At 72.4% G+C, this 19,592-nt stretch carries 22 protein-coding genes; 9 read left to right on the top strand and 13 right to left on the bottom strand.

Going from position 1 to position 19,592, the window contains the following annotated elements; all coding sequences use genetic code 11:
* Positions 1-161 precede the first annotated feature (161 nt).
* Together QOL88_RS35095 and QOL88_RS35100 are read right to left on the bottom strand one after the other, a co-directional pair.
* Entirely contained in the window at positions 162-926 is a 765-nt protein-coding gene (locus QOL88_RS35095) for a bestrophin-like domain (RefSeq protein WP_097222254.1), read from the bottom strand.
* A gap of 24 nt (positions 927-950) precedes the next feature.
* A complete protein-coding gene (locus tag QOL88_RS35100) occupies positions 951-1,082 on the bottom strand; it encodes a hypothetical protein (RefSeq protein ID WP_257027974.1) in 132 nt (43 codons plus the stop codon).
* 28 nt (positions 1,083-1,110) lie between these two features.
* Between QOL88_RS35100 and QOL88_RS35105 the strand changes: the two genes are divergently transcribed.
* From QOL88_RS35105 to QOL88_RS35120, 4 genes are all read left to right on the top strand, one after another.
* The gene (locus tag QOL88_RS35105; protein WP_097222255.1) at positions 1,111-1,563 is read left to right on the top strand and encodes a hypothetical protein; all 453 of its coding nucleotides are present in this window, start codon (positions 1,111-1,113) and stop codon (positions 1,561-1,563) included.
* A 292-nt stretch (positions 1,564-1,855) separates the two neighbouring features.
* The gene (locus QOL88_RS35110) at positions 1,856-2,830 is read left to right on the top strand and encodes an SCO0930 family lipoprotein (RefSeq protein ID WP_097222256.1); all 975 of its coding nucleotides are present in this window, start codon (positions 1,856-1,858) and stop codon (positions 2,828-2,830) included.
* A gap of 332 nt (positions 2,831-3,162) precedes the next feature.
* Positions 3,163-3,975 (top strand): SAM-dependent methyltransferase, encoded by an 813-nt coding sequence (locus QOL88_RS35115; protein ID WP_097222257.1) that lies wholly within the window; start codon positions 3,163-3,165, stop codon positions 3,973-3,975.
* Positions 3,972-6,110: a putative bifunctional diguanylate cyclase/phosphodiesterase gene (locus tag QOL88_RS35120; protein WP_097222258.1), complete on the top strand. Its 2,139-nt coding sequence runs from the start codon at positions 3,972-3,974 to the stop codon at positions 6,108-6,110. The genes QOL88_RS35115 and QOL88_RS35120 overlap by 4 nt, the downstream gene beginning before the upstream one ends.
* Positions 6,111-6,230: 120 nt before the next feature.
* On the opposite strand, the gene QOL88_RS35125 is transcribed toward QOL88_RS35120, so the two are convergent.
* Positions 6,231-7,115, bottom strand: a complete 885-nt coding sequence (locus QOL88_RS35125; RefSeq protein ID WP_097222259.1) for a LysR family transcriptional regulator — start codon at positions 7,113-7,115, stop codon at positions 6,231-6,233.
* Positions 7,116-7,234: 119 nt separating this feature from the next.
* Between QOL88_RS35125 and QOL88_RS35130 the strand changes: the two genes are divergently transcribed.
* From QOL88_RS35130 to QOL88_RS35140, 3 genes are read left to right on the top strand one after another with little or no spacing between them, the layout of a single operon-like run.
* Complete coding sequence (locus QOL88_RS35130; protein ID WP_097223323.1) at positions 7,235-7,906, top strand: succinate dehydrogenase; 672 nt, start codon at positions 7,235-7,237, stop codon at positions 7,904-7,906.
* A 2-nt stretch (positions 7,907-7,908) separates the two neighbouring features.
* A complete protein-coding gene (locus QOL88_RS35135; protein ID WP_097222260.1) occupies positions 7,909-9,867 on the top strand; it encodes a fumarate reductase/succinate dehydrogenase flavoprotein subunit in 1,959 nt (652 codons plus the stop codon).
* A complete protein-coding gene (locus QOL88_RS35140; protein ID WP_097222261.1) occupies positions 9,864-10,610 on the top strand; it encodes a succinate dehydrogenase/fumarate reductase iron-sulfur subunit in 747 nt (248 codons plus the stop codon). Before QOL88_RS35135 ends, QOL88_RS35140 begins: the two co-directional genes overlap by 4 nt.
* A gap of 184 nt (positions 10,611-10,794) precedes the next feature.
* Here QOL88_RS35140 and QOL88_RS35145 read toward each other — a convergent pair whose 3' ends face one another.
* The 8 genes from QOL88_RS35145 to gvpO are packed head-to-tail and all read right to left on the bottom strand — an operon-like array spanning position 10,795 to position 14,379.
* Positions 10,795-11,088, bottom strand: coding sequence for a gas vesicle protein K (locus QOL88_RS35145; protein WP_097222262.1), 294 nt, complete (start codon positions 11,086-11,088; stop codon positions 10,795-10,797).
* A complete protein-coding gene (locus QOL88_RS35150) occupies positions 11,085-11,333 on the bottom strand; it encodes a gas vesicle protein (protein WP_031109229.1) in 249 nt (82 codons plus the stop codon). Before QOL88_RS35150 ends, QOL88_RS35145 begins: the two co-directional genes overlap by 4 nt.
* The gene (locus tag QOL88_RS35155; RefSeq protein ID WP_097222263.1) at positions 11,330-12,181 is read right to left on the bottom strand and encodes a GvpL/GvpF family gas vesicle protein; all 852 of its coding nucleotides are present in this window, start codon (positions 12,179-12,181) and stop codon (positions 11,330-11,332) included. Before QOL88_RS35155 ends, QOL88_RS35150 begins: the two co-directional genes overlap by 4 nt.
* Positions 12,178-12,522: a gas vesicle protein gene (locus QOL88_RS35160; protein ID WP_097222264.1), complete on the bottom strand. Its 345-nt coding sequence runs from the start codon at positions 12,520-12,522 to the stop codon at positions 12,178-12,180. The genes QOL88_RS35155 and QOL88_RS35160 overlap by 4 nt, the downstream gene beginning before the upstream one ends.
* Entirely contained in the window at positions 12,519-12,776 is a 258-nt protein-coding gene (locus QOL88_RS35165; RefSeq protein WP_097222265.1) for a gas vesicle protein GvpG, read from the bottom strand. Before QOL88_RS35165 ends, QOL88_RS35160 begins: the two co-directional genes overlap by 4 nt.
* Positions 12,777-12,780: 4 nt before the next feature.
* A complete protein-coding gene (locus tag QOL88_RS35170; RefSeq protein WP_097222266.1) occupies positions 12,781-13,548 on the bottom strand; it encodes a GvpL/GvpF family gas vesicle protein in 768 nt (255 codons plus the stop codon).
* Positions 13,545-14,018, bottom strand: a complete 474-nt coding sequence (locus QOL88_RS35175) for a gas vesicle structural protein GvpA (protein ID WP_097222267.1) — start codon at positions 14,016-14,018, stop codon at positions 13,545-13,547. Before QOL88_RS35175 ends, QOL88_RS35170 begins: the two co-directional genes overlap by 4 nt.
* A gap of 37 nt (positions 14,019-14,055) precedes the next feature.
* On the bottom strand, positions 14,056-14,379 hold the full coding sequence (gvpO, locus tag QOL88_RS35180; protein ID WP_097222268.1) for a gas vesicle protein GvpO: 324 nt from the start codon (positions 14,377-14,379) through the stop codon (positions 14,056-14,058).
* Between the two features lie 237 nt (positions 14,380-14,616).
* On the opposite strand from gvpO, the gene QOL88_RS35185 reads away from it, so the two are divergent.
* Together QOL88_RS35185 and QOL88_RS35190 are read left to right on the top strand one after the other, a co-directional pair.
* Positions 14,617-15,384, top strand: coding sequence for a GNAT family N-acetyltransferase (locus QOL88_RS35185; RefSeq protein WP_097222269.1), 768 nt, complete (start codon positions 14,617-14,619; stop codon positions 15,382-15,384).
* Positions 15,384-16,199 (top strand): lysophospholipid acyltransferase family protein, encoded by an 816-nt coding sequence (locus QOL88_RS35190; RefSeq protein WP_097222270.1) that lies wholly within the window; start codon positions 15,384-15,386, stop codon positions 16,197-16,199. The genes QOL88_RS35185 and QOL88_RS35190 overlap by 1 nt, the downstream gene beginning before the upstream one ends.
* 4 nt (positions 16,200-16,203) lie before the next feature.
* On the opposite strand, the gene QOL88_RS35195 is transcribed toward QOL88_RS35190, so the two are convergent.
* Positions 16,204-18,549 (bottom strand): ATP-binding cassette domain-containing protein, encoded by a 2,346-nt coding sequence (locus QOL88_RS35195; RefSeq protein ID WP_097222271.1) that lies wholly within the window; start codon positions 18,547-18,549, stop codon positions 16,204-16,206.
* 21 nt (positions 18,550-18,570) lie between these two features.
* Positions 18,571-19,557: an LLM class flavin-dependent oxidoreductase gene (locus QOL88_RS35200; RefSeq protein WP_097222272.1), complete on the bottom strand. Its 987-nt coding sequence runs from the start codon at positions 19,555-19,557 to the stop codon at positions 18,571-18,573.
* Between the last annotated feature and the right edge of the window lie 35 nt (positions 19,558-19,592).

Genomic DNA, 19,592 nt, shown 5'->3' on the forward strand with positions numbered 1-19,592 from the left:
TCGATGCCCGAAACGCTAAGAAGGCGAGCGGGGTGGCGCGATCGCAGTAGCGCGAATGGGGCACCGGTGTGGGCCGCCCGGGGGAACGCCGCCCACGCGACCGGGGGACGGCGACGGTGTGTCGCGCGCCCCCCGGCCGGGATCCGTGCTGTACGGCGCCGTCAGTCCCCGACGCCCGGGAAGAGATTCAGGAACGGGTCCGCCGAGGCGGTCACGCCCCTGCTGTAGGGCGAGTCGAAGTCCCAGATCAGGAACAGCAGGAAGGCGATCAGCGCCGAGAACAGCCCGGCGAGGACCAGTTCGCGGGTCGTTCTGCGGATCTGCAGGGCGAAGATCATCCCGATGGTGATGACGGCCCCGGCGATCAGCCCGAACCACACCACCCCCGGCATGGTCTCCCCGGTCGACTCCGCGCGGGCGATCCGGGCCTGGTTCGCCGCGGTCACCTGGTCCAGCAGCGGCTGGTAGGCCTGGGCCTCGAAGTCCGTCGCCGGCTCGTAGTCGGTGACGTCCTGGCGGATCCGCTCGAAGAGCTCGGCGCCGCGCGGCGTGACCTCGCCCTTGTCGGCCATCGTGTCCCACTCGGTGGTCACGACATGGCTGACATACGTCCGGATGTCGTCCCGGATACGGTCGCGTTCCTCGGTCGGATACACCCGTACCCGTTCCGAGATCTCGTGCAGCGCGGTCGCCTCGGCCTGGACGTGGTCCTGTGCGGCGCTGCGCCCCTCCCAGACCCCGGCGATCGCCAGGCCCAGGACGATGGCGTAGACCACGCCGATCCACATCGTCATGTACTCGATGACGTCCGGGGTCTCACTGGGATCCTCGTCCTCGGGCGCCGCGCGGTGGCGTACGAAGGTGATGATGACCACCACGGCACAGGCGGCCAGCATCGCGAGGGTGAGAACAAGCCATTCCGGCAAGAGGTACCTCCAGGGCTTCAGGGATCAGCGCGCGCGCAGCGCGGCGACGGCCACCAGCGCGGGCACCGTGACGAGCAGGACGAAGGTGAGCGGCGACAGCGCGCCGTCCGCCCTCCGTGGCCGCAGGGACGCGACGCGGTAGCGCGGGTAGTGCACGGGCGTCGCGGACGGACGCGGTGCGGGGGTGGCCGGCGGGGCCGGTGCCGGCGCCGGGGGAGCGGGTGCCGGCGGCACGGGCTTCGGGACCGGCCGGGGCGTGGGCGGAACGGGGCGTGGCGCGGGCGACGGTGGGGGCGGCGGCTCGGGCCTGGCCGTGGGGGGCGGCTCGGGGGGCGGGGGCTTCGGTGGGGGCGGCGGGTCCGGCGTCGGCTTCGGCGGGGGCGTCGGCTTCGGTGGTGGCTTCGGTGGCGGGGTGGGTGGCGGGGTCGGGGTCGGGGTCGGCGTGGGGGAGGGGCTTGGCGTGGGTGTGGGGCACGGCCAGGTCTTCTTGCTTCCGGCGTACGCCACCGCCTCGGTGCCGTCCGGCCCCGTGGAGGCGTACGCGCAGGCGTCGGCCACCGCGACCCCGGCCGGTGCGCCGACGAGCGCCCAGGTCAGCGTCGCCGCCGCCAAGGCCCGTGCCGCAAGGGCGGGTTGAGTCGAGAGAGGTCCATGCACGACGAAGATCATGAGCCCTGTGCCGCCTGCATGGGCCGGGGCGCAAGGGGATTGCCCCGAAAGGGGGATCTTCGGGGGGTGCCGGTTTGATCGGCGGTCACCCGCAGGGTGTGTCCTGCGTACGTGTGTACGACGGTACGAGGGGCTCATCGCGGGTTCCGGAAAGAAATTTGGCCGACCGTTGAACACGAGCGCCGCTCCCGTGCGTATTCATGGCCGTGCGGCGGCGCAGCAGGGCGCTGCAACACCCTTGCGATTATGGGGAGTTGACGATGAAGACCTCCTGGCGGAGCGCCTCACTCGTGGCGAGCGCCGCGGCGGTCCTGGCGCTGACGACGGCGTGCGGTCAGGACAGCCCACCGGCGGCCAGCCAGAACGTGGGCGCCACGGCCGCGCCCGGGGACTACGGAAGCATCGGCTCGGGCACCGCGGGCGCGGCGGGCGGCGCCGCGAACGCTCAGCCGTCCGCGCCGAGCGCCTCCAGCCCGTCCAACCCCGCCGGCAAGCTGTCCGTCTCCACCGCCGAGAAGGTCGGCAAGGTGGTCACCGACAGTCTCGGCCTCACCCTGTACCGGTTCGACCAGGACACGGAGGAGCCGCCCAAGTCGAACTGCGAGGGCGACTGCGCCAAGACCTGGCCGCCGGTTCCGGCCGACGACGCCGAGGCGGGCGAGGGCATCGACAAGGCACTGCTCGGCTCGGTCGCCCGGGCCGACGGCACCAAGCAGCTCACGGTCGGCGGCTGGCCCGCCTACCGCTACGCCAAGGACGTCAACGCCGGTGACGTCAAGGGTCAGGGCGTGGGCGGCAAGTGGTACGCGCTCGCCCCCGACGGCAAGAAGGCGCAAGGGGGTGCGGGTGGCGGCGAGGCGGTCGAGGCCGGGCTGTCCACGCGCAACGACGCCAAGCTCGGCGAGATCGTCGTCGACAAGAACGGCATGACCGTCTACCGGTTCAAGAAGGACGAGGCCTGGCCCGAGCCGGTCTCCAACTGCACCGGTGCGTGCCTGGAGAAGTGGCCGCTCGTGGAGCCCGTCGACTTCGCCGACACCAAGGGCATCCAGAAGAAGGGCTACATGAACTTCGACCGGACCGACGGCAAGGGCAAGCAGCAGACGATCAACTGCTCGCCCATCTACACCTTCGCCGGCGACAAGGCTCCGGGCGACACCAACGGCCAGGGCGTCGGCGGCACCTGGTACGCCGTGCGGCCCGACGGAAAGCTGGTCGGCGCGTCGGAGAAGTAGAGAAACCTCCCCGAGGTAGATCGTTTCGTCCACCCGAAGCGCAGGCCGCGGCCCACCCCTCCGTGCTCCACGGAGGGGTGGGCCGTTTTGCCGTGCTTCATCTGAACTCATCGAATTCCACCCACTCTTCCCCTTCCGGACCGGAACTCTCCGGAGTGCCTCGAGTGCTGTTCGTCATATGTTCGAAGGGCATGCGCAGGGGTATCAATTCGGCACGTGCCGCAGGCAGTGACCGGGAACGGATGGTCAATTTCCGTTTCGGGTCGCTCCATTGGCGGGCGATCAGTAGCCTCTGCTCGAACACCGGATCGCCTAACGCCTTGGAGAGATAGATGGAGCGTCCCGCCTGGGCCCCACGGAGCATCGACATCTCGGTGCCCAGCGTCTCCCGGATGTACGACTACTACCTGGGCGGATCGCACAACTTCGAGGTCGACCGGGAAGCGGCCCGCAGGGCCATGGAGTTCATGCCGGGACTCCCCAAGGTCATGCAGGCGAACCGCGCGTTCATGCGCCGCGCCGTGCGCTACGCGGCAGACCAGGGCATCTCCCAGTTCCTGGACGTCGGCTCCGGCATCCCCACCTTCGGCAATGTGCACGAGGTCGCGCAGGCCGCCCGCCCCGGTGCGCGCGTGGTGTACGTCGACCACGACCCGGTGGCCGTGGCGCACAGCCAGGCGGTGCTGGAGGGCAACGACCACGCGGGCGTCGTCGCCGCGGACCTGCGCAAGCCCCAGGAGATCCTGCGCAGCCCCGAGGTGGAGCGGCTGATCGACCTGAATCAGCCAGTGGCGCTGCTCCTCGTTGCCATACTGCACTTCGTGGAAGACGAGGACGATCCGTACGCGGCCGTGGCCGAACTGGGCCAGGCGCTCGCGCCCGGCAGCCTGCTCGTGCTCACCCACGCCTCCTACGAGGGGATCCCGCTGCCGCCGGAGAGGGCCGGGGGTGCGGTGGACGTGTACGAGGGCATCCGCAACCCGCTGATCATGCGCTCGCGCGACGAGATCGCGCGGTTCTTCGAGGGGTACGACATGGTGGAACCCGGACTGGTGGCGATGCCGCACTGGCGCCCCGACACCGCACCGGAGGACGAGGATCCGTACGCGTTCTCCGGGTTCGCGGGCGTGGGGCGTACGGCGTGACCGCCGAACCGGACGGGCCGGAGGACAGACTGCGCCGGTTCGCGACGATCTGGAGCCGGGCCGTCTTCCCGGTGACCTCGACGTCGTCGACCCGCCCCGAGTTCGAGGCGCACCTGCTGCCCTTGGCCCGGCGGCTGAGCGAGGCCCTGCTGGCCCGGACCTTCGACTCCGACGCGGGCCGGGCGGTCGGCGCCGCCCTCGTGGACGCGCACTGCACCGACCCGGAGGCGCTCAGCCGCACCCTGGACTGCGTCGACGCCTACCTGGTCCTGTACTGCGGCGGCGACGGCGACCAGGAGGACCTGCGGGCCCGGTGCGCGCGGTTGCAGCACGCGATGGCCGCCGGCTTCGCCCGGACGCTGCGCGAGCGGACCCTGGCCGAGCAGGAGGCCATCGCCCAGGCCGCCCTGCAGGCGCAGGGCGTGGTGGCGCAGGCCCTGCACGCGAGCGAGGCGCGGTTCCGCGCCGTCTTCGAGGGCGCGGCCATAGGCATCGGCATGGCCGACCTCGAGGGCAACATGCTGCAGGTCAACGGCGCGCTGCTGCGCATGTTCGGCGTCTCCGAGCCGACGTTGCGCAGCCGCAACGTCCGGGATTGGACCCACCCCGACGACGCCCCGCAGACCTGGCGGCTCTACGACGAACTCGTACGGGGCGAGCGGGAGCACTACCACCTGGAGAAGGCGTTCTACCGGCCCGACGGAACCGTCCTGTGGACCAATCTGACGGTCTCCCTGCTGCGTGACGCCGACGGCGATCCGCAGTACCAGCTCGCCCTCATGGAGGACACCACCGAGCGGCGGCTGCTCAACCTGCGGCTGCGCTACGAGGCCACGCACGACGCGCTGACCGGGCTGCCCAACCGCACCTTCTTCTTCGAGCGGCTGGAGAAGGCGCTGGGCGCCGGGGAGGGCCAGCGGTTCGGGCTGTGCTACCTGGACCTCGACGGCTTCAAGACCATCAACGACAGCCTCGGCCACGCGGCCGGCGACCGGCTGCTGGTGGAGGTCGCCGACCGGCTGCAGTCCTGCGCCACCGCGCCCGGTGAGATGGTCGCGCGGCTCGGCGGCGACGAGTTCGTGGCGCTGACCACCGGACCCGACACCCAGCACGCGGTCGACGAACTCGCCGGACGCATCATGAACGCGCTGCTCGCGCCGATCAGCGTCGACGGCCGGGAACTGACCGTGCGCGGCAGCATCGGCGTCGTGGAGGGCCCGGCCGGGGAACGCAGCCCGGCGGAGGTGCTGCGCAGCGCGGACATCACCATGTACCGGGCCAAGTCGGCGGGCGGCAACCGCTTCGAACTCGCCGACGCGGAGGCGGACGCCCGGGCCATCACGCGGCACGGCCTGACCACGGCGCTGCCGACGGCGCTGGAGCGGGGCGAGTTCTTCATCGAGTACCAGCCGCTGGTGCATCTCGGTGACGGCAGCGTCCGGGGAGCCGAGGCCCTGGTGCGCTGGCTGCACCCGCAGCACGGCGTGCTCGGGCCGGACCGGTTCATCCCGCTCGCGGAGCACACCGGGCTGATCGTGCCGCTGGGGCGGTGGGTGCTGGAGCAGTCGGTGCGCCAGGCCCGCGAGTGGCGGGAACTGCAGGGCGAGGCGGCCGGGCCGCTGCGCATCAACGTGAACCTGTCGCCGTGCCAGCTGACGCACCCCGGTCTGGTCCAGGACACGGTCGACATCCTGGAGCGCACGGGCGTCGCGCCGGACGCGCTGTGCCTGGAGGTCACGGAGTCGGCGCTGATCGGGGCGGACGACGATCTGCTGAAGCCGCTGCGGCGCCTGGCGGAGATGGGGGTCGACATCGCCCTGGACGACTTCGGCACGGGCTACTCCAACCTCGCCAACCTGCGCCGGCTGCCGGTCAGCATCCTGAAGCTGGACCGCTCCTTCACCCAGAGCATGCAGCAGTTCCCGGCGGACCCCGTCGACCTGAAGATCGTCGAGGGCATCGTCTCCCTGGCCCACAGCCTGGACCTGGCGGTGACGGTGGAGGGCGTGGAGACGGGAGCCCAGGCCGAACAACTGCGCATACTCGGCTGCGACACGGCCCAGGGCTGGTACTACGCGAGGCCGGGCCCACCGGAGCGCCTGCACCAGCTGGCCCTGGTGGACGCGACGGGGTAGGGGTGGCGCCCCGGGGGCGCGGGGCCGTATGCGATATGCGGCTCCGCCGCGTGGTCGCGACCAGCCACGGTCGTCCCGCACCCTCGAACGGCGCTCACACCCGGCGCTTCTGAAGCCGCCTCACCGCTCCAGCAGCATCCGCTGCAACTCCCGAGCGGCCCGAGGCGGCGCCACGTCGCTGCGGTGCGCCAGGGCGATCGTGCGGTACAGGCCGGGTCTGGCCAACGGCGTCACCCGTAGGCCACGACCCGACCTCGCCGCCACCATCCGCGGCACCACGGCGACCCCCAGCCCGGCCCGCACGAACCCCAGCACCGCGTCCATCTCCCCGCCCTCCACCGCGAGGTCCGGCTCGAACCCCTCGGCCCGGCACGCTGCCACCGTCAGCTCCCGCAGGTCGTACCCGTGCCGGAACATCACCATCCGCTCACCCTCCAGGTCGGAGACCCGCACGGTGCGGCGCCCCCGGCCCGGACGCGGGGCGTCCGGCGAGGAGACCACGACGAGATCCTCCCGCAGCAGCTCCACCGTGGTCAGCGCCGGTGACGGCGTGGGCAGCGGCAGCACGACCAGCGCCAGATCCAGCGCCCCGCGGGCCAGCTCCCGCACCAGGTCGTGCGAGCCGCCCTCCTCGATCAGCAGCCGGATCCCGGGGTAGCGGTCGTGGAAGGCCCGCAGCACATCCGGCAGCAGGCCCGTGCACAGACTCGGCGTCGCTCCCAGCCGCACCCGGCCGCTGCGCAGCTGCACCAGTTCCTGCACCTCGTGCCGGGCCGTGTCGGCGTCGGCCAGGATGCGCCGGGCCAGCGGCAGGAGCGCCTCCCCGGCGTCGGTGAGCGTGATGTTGCCCCGGGCGCGCAGGAACAGGTCCGCGCCCAGCTCCCGCTCCAGCGCCTTGATCTGCTGCGAGAGGGACGGCTGGGCGACATGGACCAGATCGGCGGCCCGGGTGAAGTGCCGGGTCTCGGCAACGGCCACGAAGTACTGGAGCTGCTGGAACTGCATGCTCCCACGATAGCTCCAGCCTATGGATTCAAGCCGGACCATGTCTTGGACCGATCGTCCGCCGGTCCGTAGCGTGCTGTTCCATGGCTCTGGCAACGCGGACGGACCGACGGCCGTCCATCGCACGCACCGTGTGGGACTCCACCGTCGGCAAGAAGACCGTGATGGCGGTCAGTGGTCTGATCATGCTGCTGTACCTGGTCGTCCACATGATCGGAAACCTGAAGATCTTCTTCGGGGCGGGAGAGTTCAACCACTACGCGCACTGGCTGCGCGTCGTCGGTGAGCCGTTCATGCACTACGAGTGGACGCTCTGGCTCGTCCGGATCGTGCTGGTCGTCGCCGTCGTCGCCCACGCCACCTCGGCGTACCAGCTCAGCCGCCGCGACATCCGGGCCCGGCCGAGCAAGTACGTGCACAAGAAGGCACGGGCGAGCTACGCGACGCGGACCATGCGCTGGGGCGGCGTCATCCTCGGCCTGTTCATCGTGTGGCACATCCTCGACCTGACGACCGGCACCGTGCACTCCGGCGGCTTCCAGGAGGGCCAGCCGTACCAGAACGTCGTGGACACCTTCTCCACCTGGTACGGCAACGTCGTCTACATCGTCGCGATGCTCGCGCTCGGCCTGCACATCCGGCACGGCTTCTGGAGCGCGGCCCAGACCCTCGGCGTCGGCAGCCGCACCCGCGACCGCGCCCTGAAGACCGTCGCCGACGTCCTCGCGCTGCTGCTCACGGCCGGCTTCATCGCCGTACCCGTGGGCGTCATGACCGGAGTGGTGAGCTGAAGATGACTTCCTACCGCGAGTACACGGCCTACACGACCGGCGAGCCGGTCGTCGACACCAAGGCCCCCACCGGGCCGATCAACGAGCGCTGGGACACGCGGCGCTTCGAGGCCAAGCTGGTCAACCCCGCCAACCGGCGCAAGCACACCGTGATCGTCGTCGGCACCGGCCTCGCCGGCGGCTCCGCCGGCGCCACCCTCGCCGAACAGGGCTACCACGTCGTCCAGTTCTGCTACCAGGACTCGCCCCGCCGCGCCCACTCGATCGCCGCGCAGGGCGGCATCAACGCCGCGAAGAACTACCGCAACGACGGCGACTCCGTCCACCGGCTGTTCTACGACACCGTCAAGGGCGGCGACTTCCGCGCCCGCGAGTCCAACGTCCACCGGCTCGCACAGATCTCCGTCGAGATCATCGACCAGTGCGTGGCCCAGGGCGTGCCCTTCGCCCGGGAGTACGGCGGACTGCTCGACACCCGGTCGTTCGGCGGCGTGCAGGTGTCACGCACGTTCTACGCCCGGGGCCAGACCGGCCAGCAGCTCCTCCTCGGCGCCTACCAGGCCCTCAGCCGGCAGATCGCCGCCGGGAACATCGAGATGCACCCGCGCACCGAGATGCTCGACCTGATCGTCGTCGACGGACGGGCGCGCGGGATCGTCGCCCGGGACCTGGTCACGGGCAAGATCGACACGTACTTCGCGGACGCCGTCGTCCTCGCCTCCGGCGGCTACGGCAACGTCTTCTACCTGTCGACGAACGCCATGAACTCCAACGCCACCGCCATCTGGCGGGCCCACCGGCGTGGCGCCCACTTCGCCAACCCATGCTTCACCCAGATCCACCCCACCTGCATCCCGCGCACCGGCGACCACCAGTCCAAGCTCACGCTGATGAGCGAGTCGCTGCGCAACGACGGGCGCATCTGGGTGCCGAAGGCGAAGGGCGACCAGCGGCCCCCGAACGAGATCCCCGAGGACGAGCGCGACTACTACCTGGAGCGCGTCTACCCGTCGTTCGGCAACCTCGTCCCGCGCGACATCGCCTCCCGCGCCGCGAAGAACGTCTGCGACGAGGGCAGGGGAGTGGGCCCCGGCGGGCAGGGCGTCTACCTGGACTTCGCCGACGCCGTCGCCCGCATGGGACGGGGGGCCGTCGAGGCCAAGTACGGCAACCTCTTCGACATGTACCAGCGGATCACCGACGAGGATCCGTACGAGGTGCCGATGCGGATCTACCCCGCCGTGCACTACACGATGGGCGGCCTGTGGGTCGACTACGACCTCCAGACCACCGTCCCCGGGCTGTTCGCGATCGGCGAGGCCAACTTCTCCGACCACGGCGCCAACCGGCTCGGCGCCTCCGCGCTGATGCAGGGACTCGCGGACGGCTACTTCGTCCTCCCCTCGACCATCAACGACTACCTGGCCCGCAACCCGCACCACGACGCGGTGACCGACGAACACCCCGTCGTGCAGGAGGTGCTGGCCGACACCCAGGACCGGCTCAATCTGCTGCTGTCCGTCGACGGCGATCGCACCCCCGACTCCTTCCACCGCGAGGTCGGCGAACTCATGTGGGAGTTCTGCGGCATGGCCCGCAGCGACTCCGGCCTGCGCAAGGCGCTGGAGCGCATCCCGCAGATCCGCGAGGAGTTCTGGCGGCGCATCAAGGTGCCCGGTTCCGGCGAGGAGTTCAACCAGTCGCTGGAGAAGGCCAACCGGATCGTCGACTACCTGGAGCTCGCCGAGCTGATGTGCCTCGACGCGCTGCACCGCGAGGAGTCCTGCGGCGGTCACTTCCGCGAGGAGTCCCAGACGCCCGACGGCGAGGCCGCCCGCAACGACGAGGAGTTCGGGTACGCGGCCGCCTGGGAGTTCACCGGCACCGGCGAGGCTCCCGCCCTGCACAAGGAAGACCTGGTCTTCGAGTACGTCCACCCCACCCAGCGGAGCTACGCATGAAGCTCACCCTGCGCGTCTGGCGGCAGCGGAACGCCGACGCCGACGGCACGATGTCCACGTACGAGGTGGACGGGATCTCACCCGACATGTCCTTCCTGGAGATGCTCGACACACTCAACGAGGAGCTCATCGTCAAGGGCGAGGATCCCGTCGCCTTCGACCACGACTGCCGTGAGGGCATCTGCGGGGCGTGTTCGCTCGTCATCAACGGCGACGCGCACGGGCCCGAGCGGACCACCACCTGTCAGCTGCACATGCGGTCGTTCGAGGACGGCGACACGATCGACGTCGAGCCGTGGCGGGCGTCCGCGTTCCCGGTGATCAAGGACCTGGTCGTGGACCGGTCGGCGTTCGACCGGATCATCCAGGCCGGCGGGTACATCACCGCGCCGACCGGGGCGGCTCCCGAGGCGCACGCCACGCCGGTGCCGAAGCCGGACGCCGACCTCGCCTTCGAGCACGCCGAGTGCATCGGGTGCGGGGCGTGCGTGGCGGCCTGTCCGAACGGGGCGGCGATGCTGTTCACGTCCGCCAAGATCAACCATCTCAACGTGCTGCCGCAGGGGGCGCCCGAGCGGGAGACGCGGGTGCTGGACATGGTGGAGCAGATGGACGAGGAGGGGTTCGGGGGCTGCACCCTCGCCGGGGAGTGCGCCACCGCCTGCCCCAAGGGGATTCCGCTCATGTCCATCACCGGCATGAACAAGGAGTGGTTGCGGGCGGCGCGGAAGGTGAAGCGGTAGCGCCCTTGCGGGGACGGTTGTTCGGCGGCTGCGGGTGGGTGGTGGCTGGTCGCGCAGTTCCCCGCGCCCCTGGGGGGTCGCAGTTCCGCGCGCTCCCAGGGGCGCAGTGAACGTTCGCCGGTCGGTGCGGACGGGCGGGGCCGGGAGTGGTGCTCATCCCCGGCCCCGTCTCGCGATGCGCGCGTCACGGGCGGGGGTCGGCCAGCAAGGGCCCCAGCGGGCCGAGGTCCAGGTTGAGGTCGCTGCGCCGCAGCCCGTGCTGTGCGCACAGCTCGTCCATGCGCTCGTCCAGCAGCATCAGCGCGGTGCCGAGCCGGTCCTCCTGCTCGGCGCTGAGCGTGCCCTCGTCGAAACGGCGCACCGCCTGGCGTTCCATGAGCTGCCGCAGGAGTTCCACCACGGTCAGCACCAGGGCCGCCAGATCGTTCGTGACGCGCTCGGGATCGAGGTCCAGCGCGTGGGTGCGCGGCGCGGTCACAGCGGCCCGCTGTCCGACCAGGGCGCGGGGACCCGGTCGCTGACCGACGCCAGCAGGGCGTGCAGGGAGATCCGCACCAACGGCACGTCGGCGATGGCCAGCACCAGGTCACCGCTGACCACGACGCCCGTCGCCAGCACCCGGTCGAGCAGGTCGACGAGCGGCACCCCGACGGGCGCGTACGGCTCCGGGCCGTCCCAGGGAACCGCCGTGCGGTCGGCACCGCCGGGGACGGGTACCGTCATGCGCCGACCTCCTCGTGCGCGTCGCGCTCCGCCTCGTCCGAGCGGGCGAAGGAGTACGGGATCCAGGGCCCGGACAGGGTGACCTCCACGGCGAAGCGGTGGGCGTCGCGGGCCAGTTCGCCGACGGCCCGGACGAACTCGGCGCGCCGGCCGTCGTCGACCAGATAGGCCGCGTTGAGCAGTTGCGGGACACTCCGGCCGGTCAGCTGCTCGCTCTGCGGCCGGTGCCGCGTCGCGGCGACGGCGTAGCGCCGCAGCTCCCGGTCGACGGCGTGGGCCTGCGCCAGGGCCCGCTCGCGCTCCTCGCGCTCGGTGCGCCGCCGCTCGCTCACCCGGCGCAGGTAGGACCGCCCGTCGGCGGGGCCGTCCTCGGTGCCGCCGGACGCGCGCGCGATTCCGGGGCCGTGCACCTTCACCGCCCACTCGGTGCGGTGGCGCAGCCGGTCCAGCAGGGTGCGCAGGGACGCGGCCCGGGTGGTGACGGCCCGCACCGCGTTGTGGTCGTCCAGGTACAGCGTCGCCATCGGCAGGGGAACGACGGGACCCGCGCTCGCGGCCGTCTCCACGCCCCGGTGGTGGGCGCGGGCGCAGCGCTCCAGCTCGTCCGGCCGGTTCAGCCGCTCCGCGAGCGCCTCCTCGCCGAAGGCCGCCGCGGGAACGTCCTGCACGATCAGGTGCAGCGGCCCCGCGGCCAGGACCCGCAGCGGACCGCCGCCGTCATGGCCCGGTGTCGCCGACACCGCCTCGTCCGGCACAGGCGTGTCCGTCACGGCGAACACGCAGGTGACGGTGGGGCACGGCACCTGCGGTGCGGTCGCGGACACCCGGTCGGCCGGCAGCGTGCTCATCGGGTCACCTCGGAGGTGTCGGCATCGGCGTCCTCCAGGGCCTCGAGACGCGCACGCAGCCGCGCGTTCTCCTCGGTGAGCGCGTCGCGCGCGGCGCGCGAGGACAGCGCCGGGTCCGTCTCCCACCAGTCGATGCCCGCCTTCTTGGCGGTCTCGACCGAGGCGATGAACAGGCGCAGACGGATGGTGAGCAACTCGATGTCGAGCAGGTCGATCTTGATGTCGCCCGCGATGACGATGCCCTTGTCCAGGACGCGTTCGAGGAGGTCCGCGAGGCTGCCGGAGGGCGGCCCGGCCGGCTGTACTCCGGGGCCCGCGGGCCAGGTGCCGAGGTCGGTCACGAAGCGCCCCCGCGATGTCCTGTGTACCGGACCGGGCTGTCGAGGCGGGCGAGCAACCGCTCCTCCTCTTCCTCGAAGGCCGCCTCGTCGATGGCGCCCTCCTCCAGGGCCCGGTTGAGTGCCGCCAGGCGTGCCTGCACCGCACGCGGATCGCCGGCCTGGCGTTCGGCCTCCTGGAGCAGGTGGTCGGCGACCCAGAGCGTGCCGCGCACCGGGGCGAGCGGCAGCAGCAGGAGCCCGGTCACGAGTCCCACCGGGTCACCGGCCCGCGGTGGCGGACGGCGCGTCGACGAAGCTGTAGCACGGCAGCGGACCGGTCACGCTGAGCGCCAGCCGGTCCCCGACCTCGCGCGCCTGCGCGGCCACGGCCTGCCGGAAGCGCTGTTCGTCGGCGGACCGTACCAGAAACGACGTGCTCAGCACCTGCTCGTCGTCGACCGGACCCGGCGCCGTGCGCACGGCGAGCGGAGCCAGGCGGGCGAGCACCTCCCGAGCCGCGCCCCGGGATTCGCGCGCGACGGCCTTGGCGAGTGCCTCGCCCAGCCGCACGTTCGCCTCGTAGCCGGGGCGGTGCCGGGTCTGGCGGGCGAGCGCGCGCAGGGCGTCGTCCCGGCGCACGAGGTCGGCGAAGTACCCGTGCACGACGGCACCCTTCACGTTCATCTCGACGCAGCCCCGTACCACGTCGAGCTGTGCCGCCAAGTGGGCCCGTTCGGTTCGTAGTTGCCCGCGCAGCGACTCCGCGTCGGGGGTCAGGACGGCGAACCGCATGGGCAGGACGGGGCCCTGCGCGGCGAGTTCGCCGAGCACCGCCTGATGGGCCATCAGGTCTCGTCGTCGCGCCCGGACGGACGCCGGGGCGTCCGAGACGGCCGCGCACAGCCCGTCCTCGGTCAGCAGCCGCACCGCCGCACCGTCCACCCCGGACGCCCGCGGGGTCCGGACGCCCGCGGGGGCGATGCCGTACACGTACAGGGTGCCGAGCGTGCCGGCGGTGGTGAGGGCGGCGGTGGCCGTCACGGTCATTCCTCCTCGGCCTTGCGGCGCCGGGGCCGCGGGCGGTCGTCGTCACTGCGGCGCTTGCGCGCGGGCCGGGCGCGTTCGGTGCGGGCGTCGGCCTCGTCGTCTACCACGTCGTCCTCGGTGTCGTCGTCCGGGGTGAGGGCGTCGCGCACCTTGTCGGTCAGGGAACCGGCGGCGCGCTTGGCGCCCGCCTTGCCGACGGCCTTGGAGACCGGCCCGCCGAACAGCTCGGGCACGGTCTTGGAACGCGTGTCGTTCTCGAGGTCCAGGCGGTTGCACGCCTCCGCGAAGCGCAGGTAGGTGTCGACGCTGGCGACCACGATGCGCGCGTCGACCTTGAGGATCTCGATCCCGACCAGCGAGACGCGCACGAAGACGTCGATCACCATGCCGCGGTCGAGAATCAGCTCCAGCACGTCGTAGAGCGTTCCGGCGCGAGGCGAACAGACGATCTCATCGCTGTAGACGGTCATGCGGCGGTCCTTCCGGTCGGCGGGTGCGGCGGTCCGGTCACTGGTCCTGGGCGCCGCGCCGGAAGCGCGCGATCCGGCGGTACTGCACCAGTTCGCCCGACGAGTCCAGTTCCACCTGATACGTCGCGAGCAGGCTGGTGGTGTCGGGGATGCGGGCCAGTTCGAGCACGTCGACGTCGACGACCCAGCCGTCGTCCTCGCCCGGGCGCACCGCGGACACCCCTTCGAGGCGGTGGCTGATCAGCTCCGTCAGCGCCTCGGCGGCGCGCCGGGCGGCCTCACCGGCACCGCGCACGGTGCGCCTGCGCTTGGTGGGCGGGGCCGAGCCACCGCGTCGCCCGTCGCCTCCGGGTTCTGTCATGCAGCCCACTCTCACCGCAGGAGCCGGTGCACGCGTGCACAGCTAGGCCATCCGGGCCGCGGTCGTGAAACCGGCCGGGGCACGGGGGCGCGAGCCGTTCAACAACCCCACACCCGTTCTCTCTGCACATGACACGCGCAGGTCAGTCGGTATCGGGAGAACAGAGGCGGAGGTTCGCACGCCACCACTCAGCGCCCCGCCCCGCCTCACCGACCGGCCCGTGACCAGGAGAGTGCCATGACCGGCGTACTGACCGTCGACCGCCCCGCGCAGCCCACGGCCCCCACCCGCTACACCGTCACCCTCGCCCGCGACGAGGAGGACGTGCGTGCCGCCCAGCGGCTGCGGCACGACGTCTTCGCCGGGGAGATGGGCGCCCTGCTGGCCGGCCCGCAGCCCGGCCTCGACGTCGACTCCTTCGACGCGTACTGCGACCACCTGCTCGTCCGGGAGGAGACGACCGGCCAGGTCGTCGGCACCTACCGGCTGCTGCCGCCGGAGCGCGCGGCGGTCGCCGGGCGGCTGTACTCCGAGGGCGAGTTCGACCTCACCGCGCTCGACGGGATCCGGCCGCAGCTCGTCGAGGTCGGCCGCTCCTGTGTGCACCCCGACCACCGCGACGGGGCCGTCATCAGCCTCATCTGGGCCGGCATCGCCCGCTACATGGTCGACCGCGGCCACGAGTGGCTCGCCGGCTGCTGCTCCGTCCCGCTCGCCGACGGCGGCACCCTCGCGTCCGCCACCTGGGACCGGGTCAGCGACAAGCACCTCGCGCCGCAGGAGTTCCGGGTGCGGCCGCTGCTGCCGTGGACGCCCGGCCCCGCGCCGGCCGCCCGCGTCGAACTGCCCGCCCTGCTGCGCGGCTACCTGCGCCTCGGTGCCTGGGTGTGCGGCGCGCCGGCCCACGACCCGGACTTCGGCGTCGCCGACCTGTACGTGCTGCTGCCGATGAGCCGCGTCAACGCGCGCTACCTGCGGCACTTCCTCTCCCTCGTCCCGGCCTGATGAGCGCCTGGCTGCCCACCGCGCCCTGCACGCCGCGTGCCTGTGTCGAGGCGTCGGCGGCCGTGCGGGCGCGGGCCGTGCCGCGTGCCGTGCTGCGGCTCGGCGCGGTCCTGCTGCTCCTCCTCGCGGGGATCGCGCTGACGCCCTTCGGCGCCCGGATCCCGCCGTCCCTGGTCCGGCGCTGGTGCCGGTGGATCGTGCGGGCCGCCGGTGTCCGTGTCCGTATCACCGGTGCCGCCGCTCCCACCGGCGGACTGCTGCTGGTCGCCAACCACATCTCCTGGCTGGACGTCCCCCTGCTCGCCGCCGTCCGCCCCGCCCGGATGCTGGCCAAGACGGAGATACGGCACTGGCCGGTCGCCGGCGCGCTGGCCGCGCGCGGCGGCACCCTGTTCATCGACCGGGACCGGCTGCGGGCTCTGCCGGAGACGGTCGCCCGGATCGCCGGTGCGCTGCGCGAGGGCGCCGCGGTCGCGGCCTTCCCCGAGGGCAGCACCTGGTGCGGCCGGGCGCAGGGCACCTTCCGCCGGGCCGTCTTCCAGGCCGCGCTGGACGCGGAGGTGCCGGTCCAGCCGGTGCGCATCGGCTACCGGCTCAGCGGCGGCACGGCCACCACGGCCCCCGCGTACGTCGGCGAGGACACGCTGCTCGCCTCCCTGTGGCGGGTGGCGACGACCCGCGGCCTGATCGCGGAGGTCGAGGTCCGCGACCCCGTCCCCCCGGGCGGCAGCCCCGACCGCCGCGCCCTCGCCCGCGCGGCACAGCAGCCGGAGACGGCCGCGCCGGCCTGGACGCACACGGTGCTCGTCGCGTAGGGGCTCAGCGGGAACCGCTGAGGGTGCGCGCCAGATACGGCGCCGTCCGGCTCTCCACCGAGCGCGCGACATCCGCCGGCGGACCCGCCGCCACGATGCGTCCGCCCGCGTCGCCGCCGCCCGGGCCCAGGTCGATCACCCAGTCCGCGCGGGCGACGACGGACATGTCGTGCTCGACGACGATCACGGTGTGCCCGGCGTCGACGAGGCCGTGCAACTGGCGCAACAGGACGTCCACGTCGGCCGGGTGGAGACCGGTCGTGGGCTCGTCGAGGAGGTACAGCGTGTGGCCGCGCCGGCCGCGCTGCAGTTCGCTCGCCAGCTTGATGCGCTGGGCCTCGCCGCCGGAGAGCTCCGTCGCGGGCTGGCCGAGGCGGAGATAGCCCAGACCGACGTCGAGCAGCGTGGAGAGGCTGCGGGCCACGGCCGGGGTGTCCGCGAAGAACTCCGCCGCGCTCTGAACCGTCAGATCCAGCACCTGCGCGATGTTCCGCCCCCGGTACGTCACCTCCAGCGTCTCCGGGTTGTAGCGCGCTCCGCCGCAGTCCGGGCAGGGCGCGTACGTGCTGGGCAGGAACAGCAGCTCCACGCTGACGAATCCCTCGCCCTGGCAGGTCTCGCAGCGCCCGCCCGCCACGTTGAAGGAGAACCGCCCGACGCCGAAACCGCGTTCACGCGCTCCCTCGGTGGCCGCGAACACCTTGCGCACGACGTCGAAGAGGCCCGTGTAGGTGGCGAGGTTGGAGCGCGGTGTGCGGCCGATCGGCCTCTGGTCGACCGAGACCAGCCGGCCCACCCCCGCCGAGTCCTCCGTGATCTCGCCGATGAGCGTGGACTTGCCCGAGCCCGACACGCCGGTCACCGCGGTGAACACGCCGAGCGGGAACTCAGCCGTCACCCCACGCAGGTTGTGCCGCGAGATCGGGCCGGTCTTGAGCCACCCGGTCGCCTCGCGCACGTCCCGGGCCGGGGCGGGGGAGCGGTCGAACAGATAGCGGGCCGTCGCCGACTCCTCGACACCGGCCAGCTCGGCCACCGGGCCGCTGTGCAGCACCCGCCCGCCGTGCTCGCCGGCGTCCGGACCCACGTCGACCAGCCAGTCGGCACCGCGCATGACGTCGAGGTGGTGCTCCACCACGAACACCGAGTTCCCGGACGTCTTCAGCCGCTCCAGCACCGTGAGCAGCGCCTCGGTGTCCGCCGGGTGCAGTCCGGCCGACGGCTCGTCGAGGACGTAGACGACGCCGAAGAGGCCGGAGCGCAGCTGGGTGGCGAGGCGCAGGCGCTGCAGTTCGCCGGCGGAGAGGGTGGGGGTGGGCCGGTTGAGACTGAGGTAGCCGAGCCCCAGCTCCAGGACCGGCGCGATGCGGGACCGCAGGTCGTCGGTGAGGACCCGGGCGGCCTCCGAGGTCCCGTCGAGACCGTCGGCCAGTTCCACCAGCGGCAGTGCCGCCAGCTCGGCGATGGTCCGGCCGCCGAACGTCACGGCCAGGGCCTCGGGGCGCAGCCGGCTGCCGCCGCACGCCGGGCAGGGCGCACTGGTGAGGAACCGCTCGGCCTTGGCCCGCAGGGTCGGGCTCTTGGAGTCCGAGAACGTCTTCATCACGTACCGGTGGGCGCTCATGTACGTGCCCTGGTAGGGCCGTTGGATGCGGTCGGCGTCCCGCACCGGGTGCACCGTCACCACCGGCTGCTCGTCCGTGAACAGGATCCACTCCCGCTCGCCGGCGGGCAGGTCCCGCCAGGGCCGGTCCACGTCGTGGCCGAGCGCGTCGAGGATGTCCCGCAGGTTCTTGCCCTGCCAGGCTCCCGGCCACGCGGCGATCGCCCCGTCGCGGATCGACAGCGACGGGTCGGGGACCATGAGCTCCTCACTCGTACGGTGCACCTGCCCCAGACCGTGGCACTCCGGGCACGCCCCCACCGCCGTGTTCGGCGAGAAGGCGTCGGAGTCGAGCCGCTCGGCGCCGGGCGGGTAGGTGCCGGCCCGGGAGAACAGCATCCGCAGGGAGTTCGAGAGGTTGGTGACGGTGCCGACGGAGGAGCGGGAGGTGGGCGCCGCGCGGCGCTGCTGGAGCGAGACGGCCGGGGGCAGGCCGGTGATCTCCCCGACCTTCGGCGCGCCGACCTGGTGGATCAGCCGGCGCGCGTACGGCGCGACCGACTCGAAGTAGCGCCGCTGCGCCTCCGCGTAGATCGTGCCGAACGCCAGCGAAGACTTCCCCGAGCCGGACACGCCGGTGAAAACGGCCAGCACGTCCCGGGGGATGTCGACGTCGACGCCCCGGAGGTTGTGCTCACGGGCTCCGCGGACACGGACGTACGGGTCATGGGGGTCGCGGTCGCGCATGGAAGACGACTCTAACCGGATCTATCCGGAGGTGATCGCGGCCAGCCGCCGGTGGGAGTCCAGCAGGGCTTCGCGGTCGTACGTGCTGGTCGTTACGAGGACCTCCTGGGCGCCGGTCTCCTTCAGCAGCGTCTCCAGCTCGTGCGCGACCTGCTCCTCGGTGCCGGCGATGTGGCCGGTCAGGCCGGACTCGTAGAAGTCGCGCTCCTTGCCGGTCATGGTGAGTGCCTCCACGCGCTCGGCGGGCGGCAGCGGCGGGAAGGTGCCGCGGGTGCGGGAGTGCGCCATGGACCAGGCCTCGGGGATCAGCAGCCGCCGGGCCTCCTCGGGGGTGCCGGCCACGGCGATGGTGCCCGAGACGACGACGTAGGGCTCGGGGGTCCAGACGGAGGGGCGGAACCGCTCGCGGTAGTGGTCGATGCCGTGCCGCATCTTGTCCCGGTTCCTGAGGTCGCCGATCACCATGGGCAGGCCCGCGCGGGCGGCGATGCCGGCGCCCTCGCCCATGGCCAGGACGAACGGCGGCACGGTCAGGCCCTCGGCGGGGCGGGCGTGCACGCCGGTGGGGGAGGTGCCCCGGAACCAGCCGAGCAGCTCCGCGAGCTGGCCTTCGAAGTCCTCGGCGTCGCCCTTGTCGCGGCCGAGAGCGCGGCGCACTCCGTCCGTGAAGCCGACGGACCGGCCCAGACCCATGTCGATCCGCCCGGGGAACAGCGACTCCAGGACGCCGAACTGCTCGGCCACGACCAGTGGCCGGTGGTTGGGCAGCATCACCCCGCCGGTCCCGACCCGGATCGTCCTGGTCGCGCCCGCGACGGCGGCGGCCAGCACGGTCGGCGCGGAACCGGCGACCCCGGGCACGCCGTGGTGCTCGGAGACCCAGACGCGGTGGTAGCCGAGCCGCTCCAGCTCCCGCGCCAGCCGCACGGTGTCGCGCAGCGCCTCGGGGTGGGTGTGCCCCTCGCGGGTGCGGGAGCGGTCGAGGACGGACAGGCGCACGGGATCCATACCTGGTTCTACGCCGGACGGGGCCGCAGGTATTC

The organism is Streptomyces sp. Ag82_O1-12, from assembly GCF_900182715.1.
GTDB classification, from domain to species: domain Bacteria; phylum Actinomycetota; class Actinomycetes; order Streptomycetales; family Streptomycetaceae; genus Streptomyces; species Streptomyces massasporeus.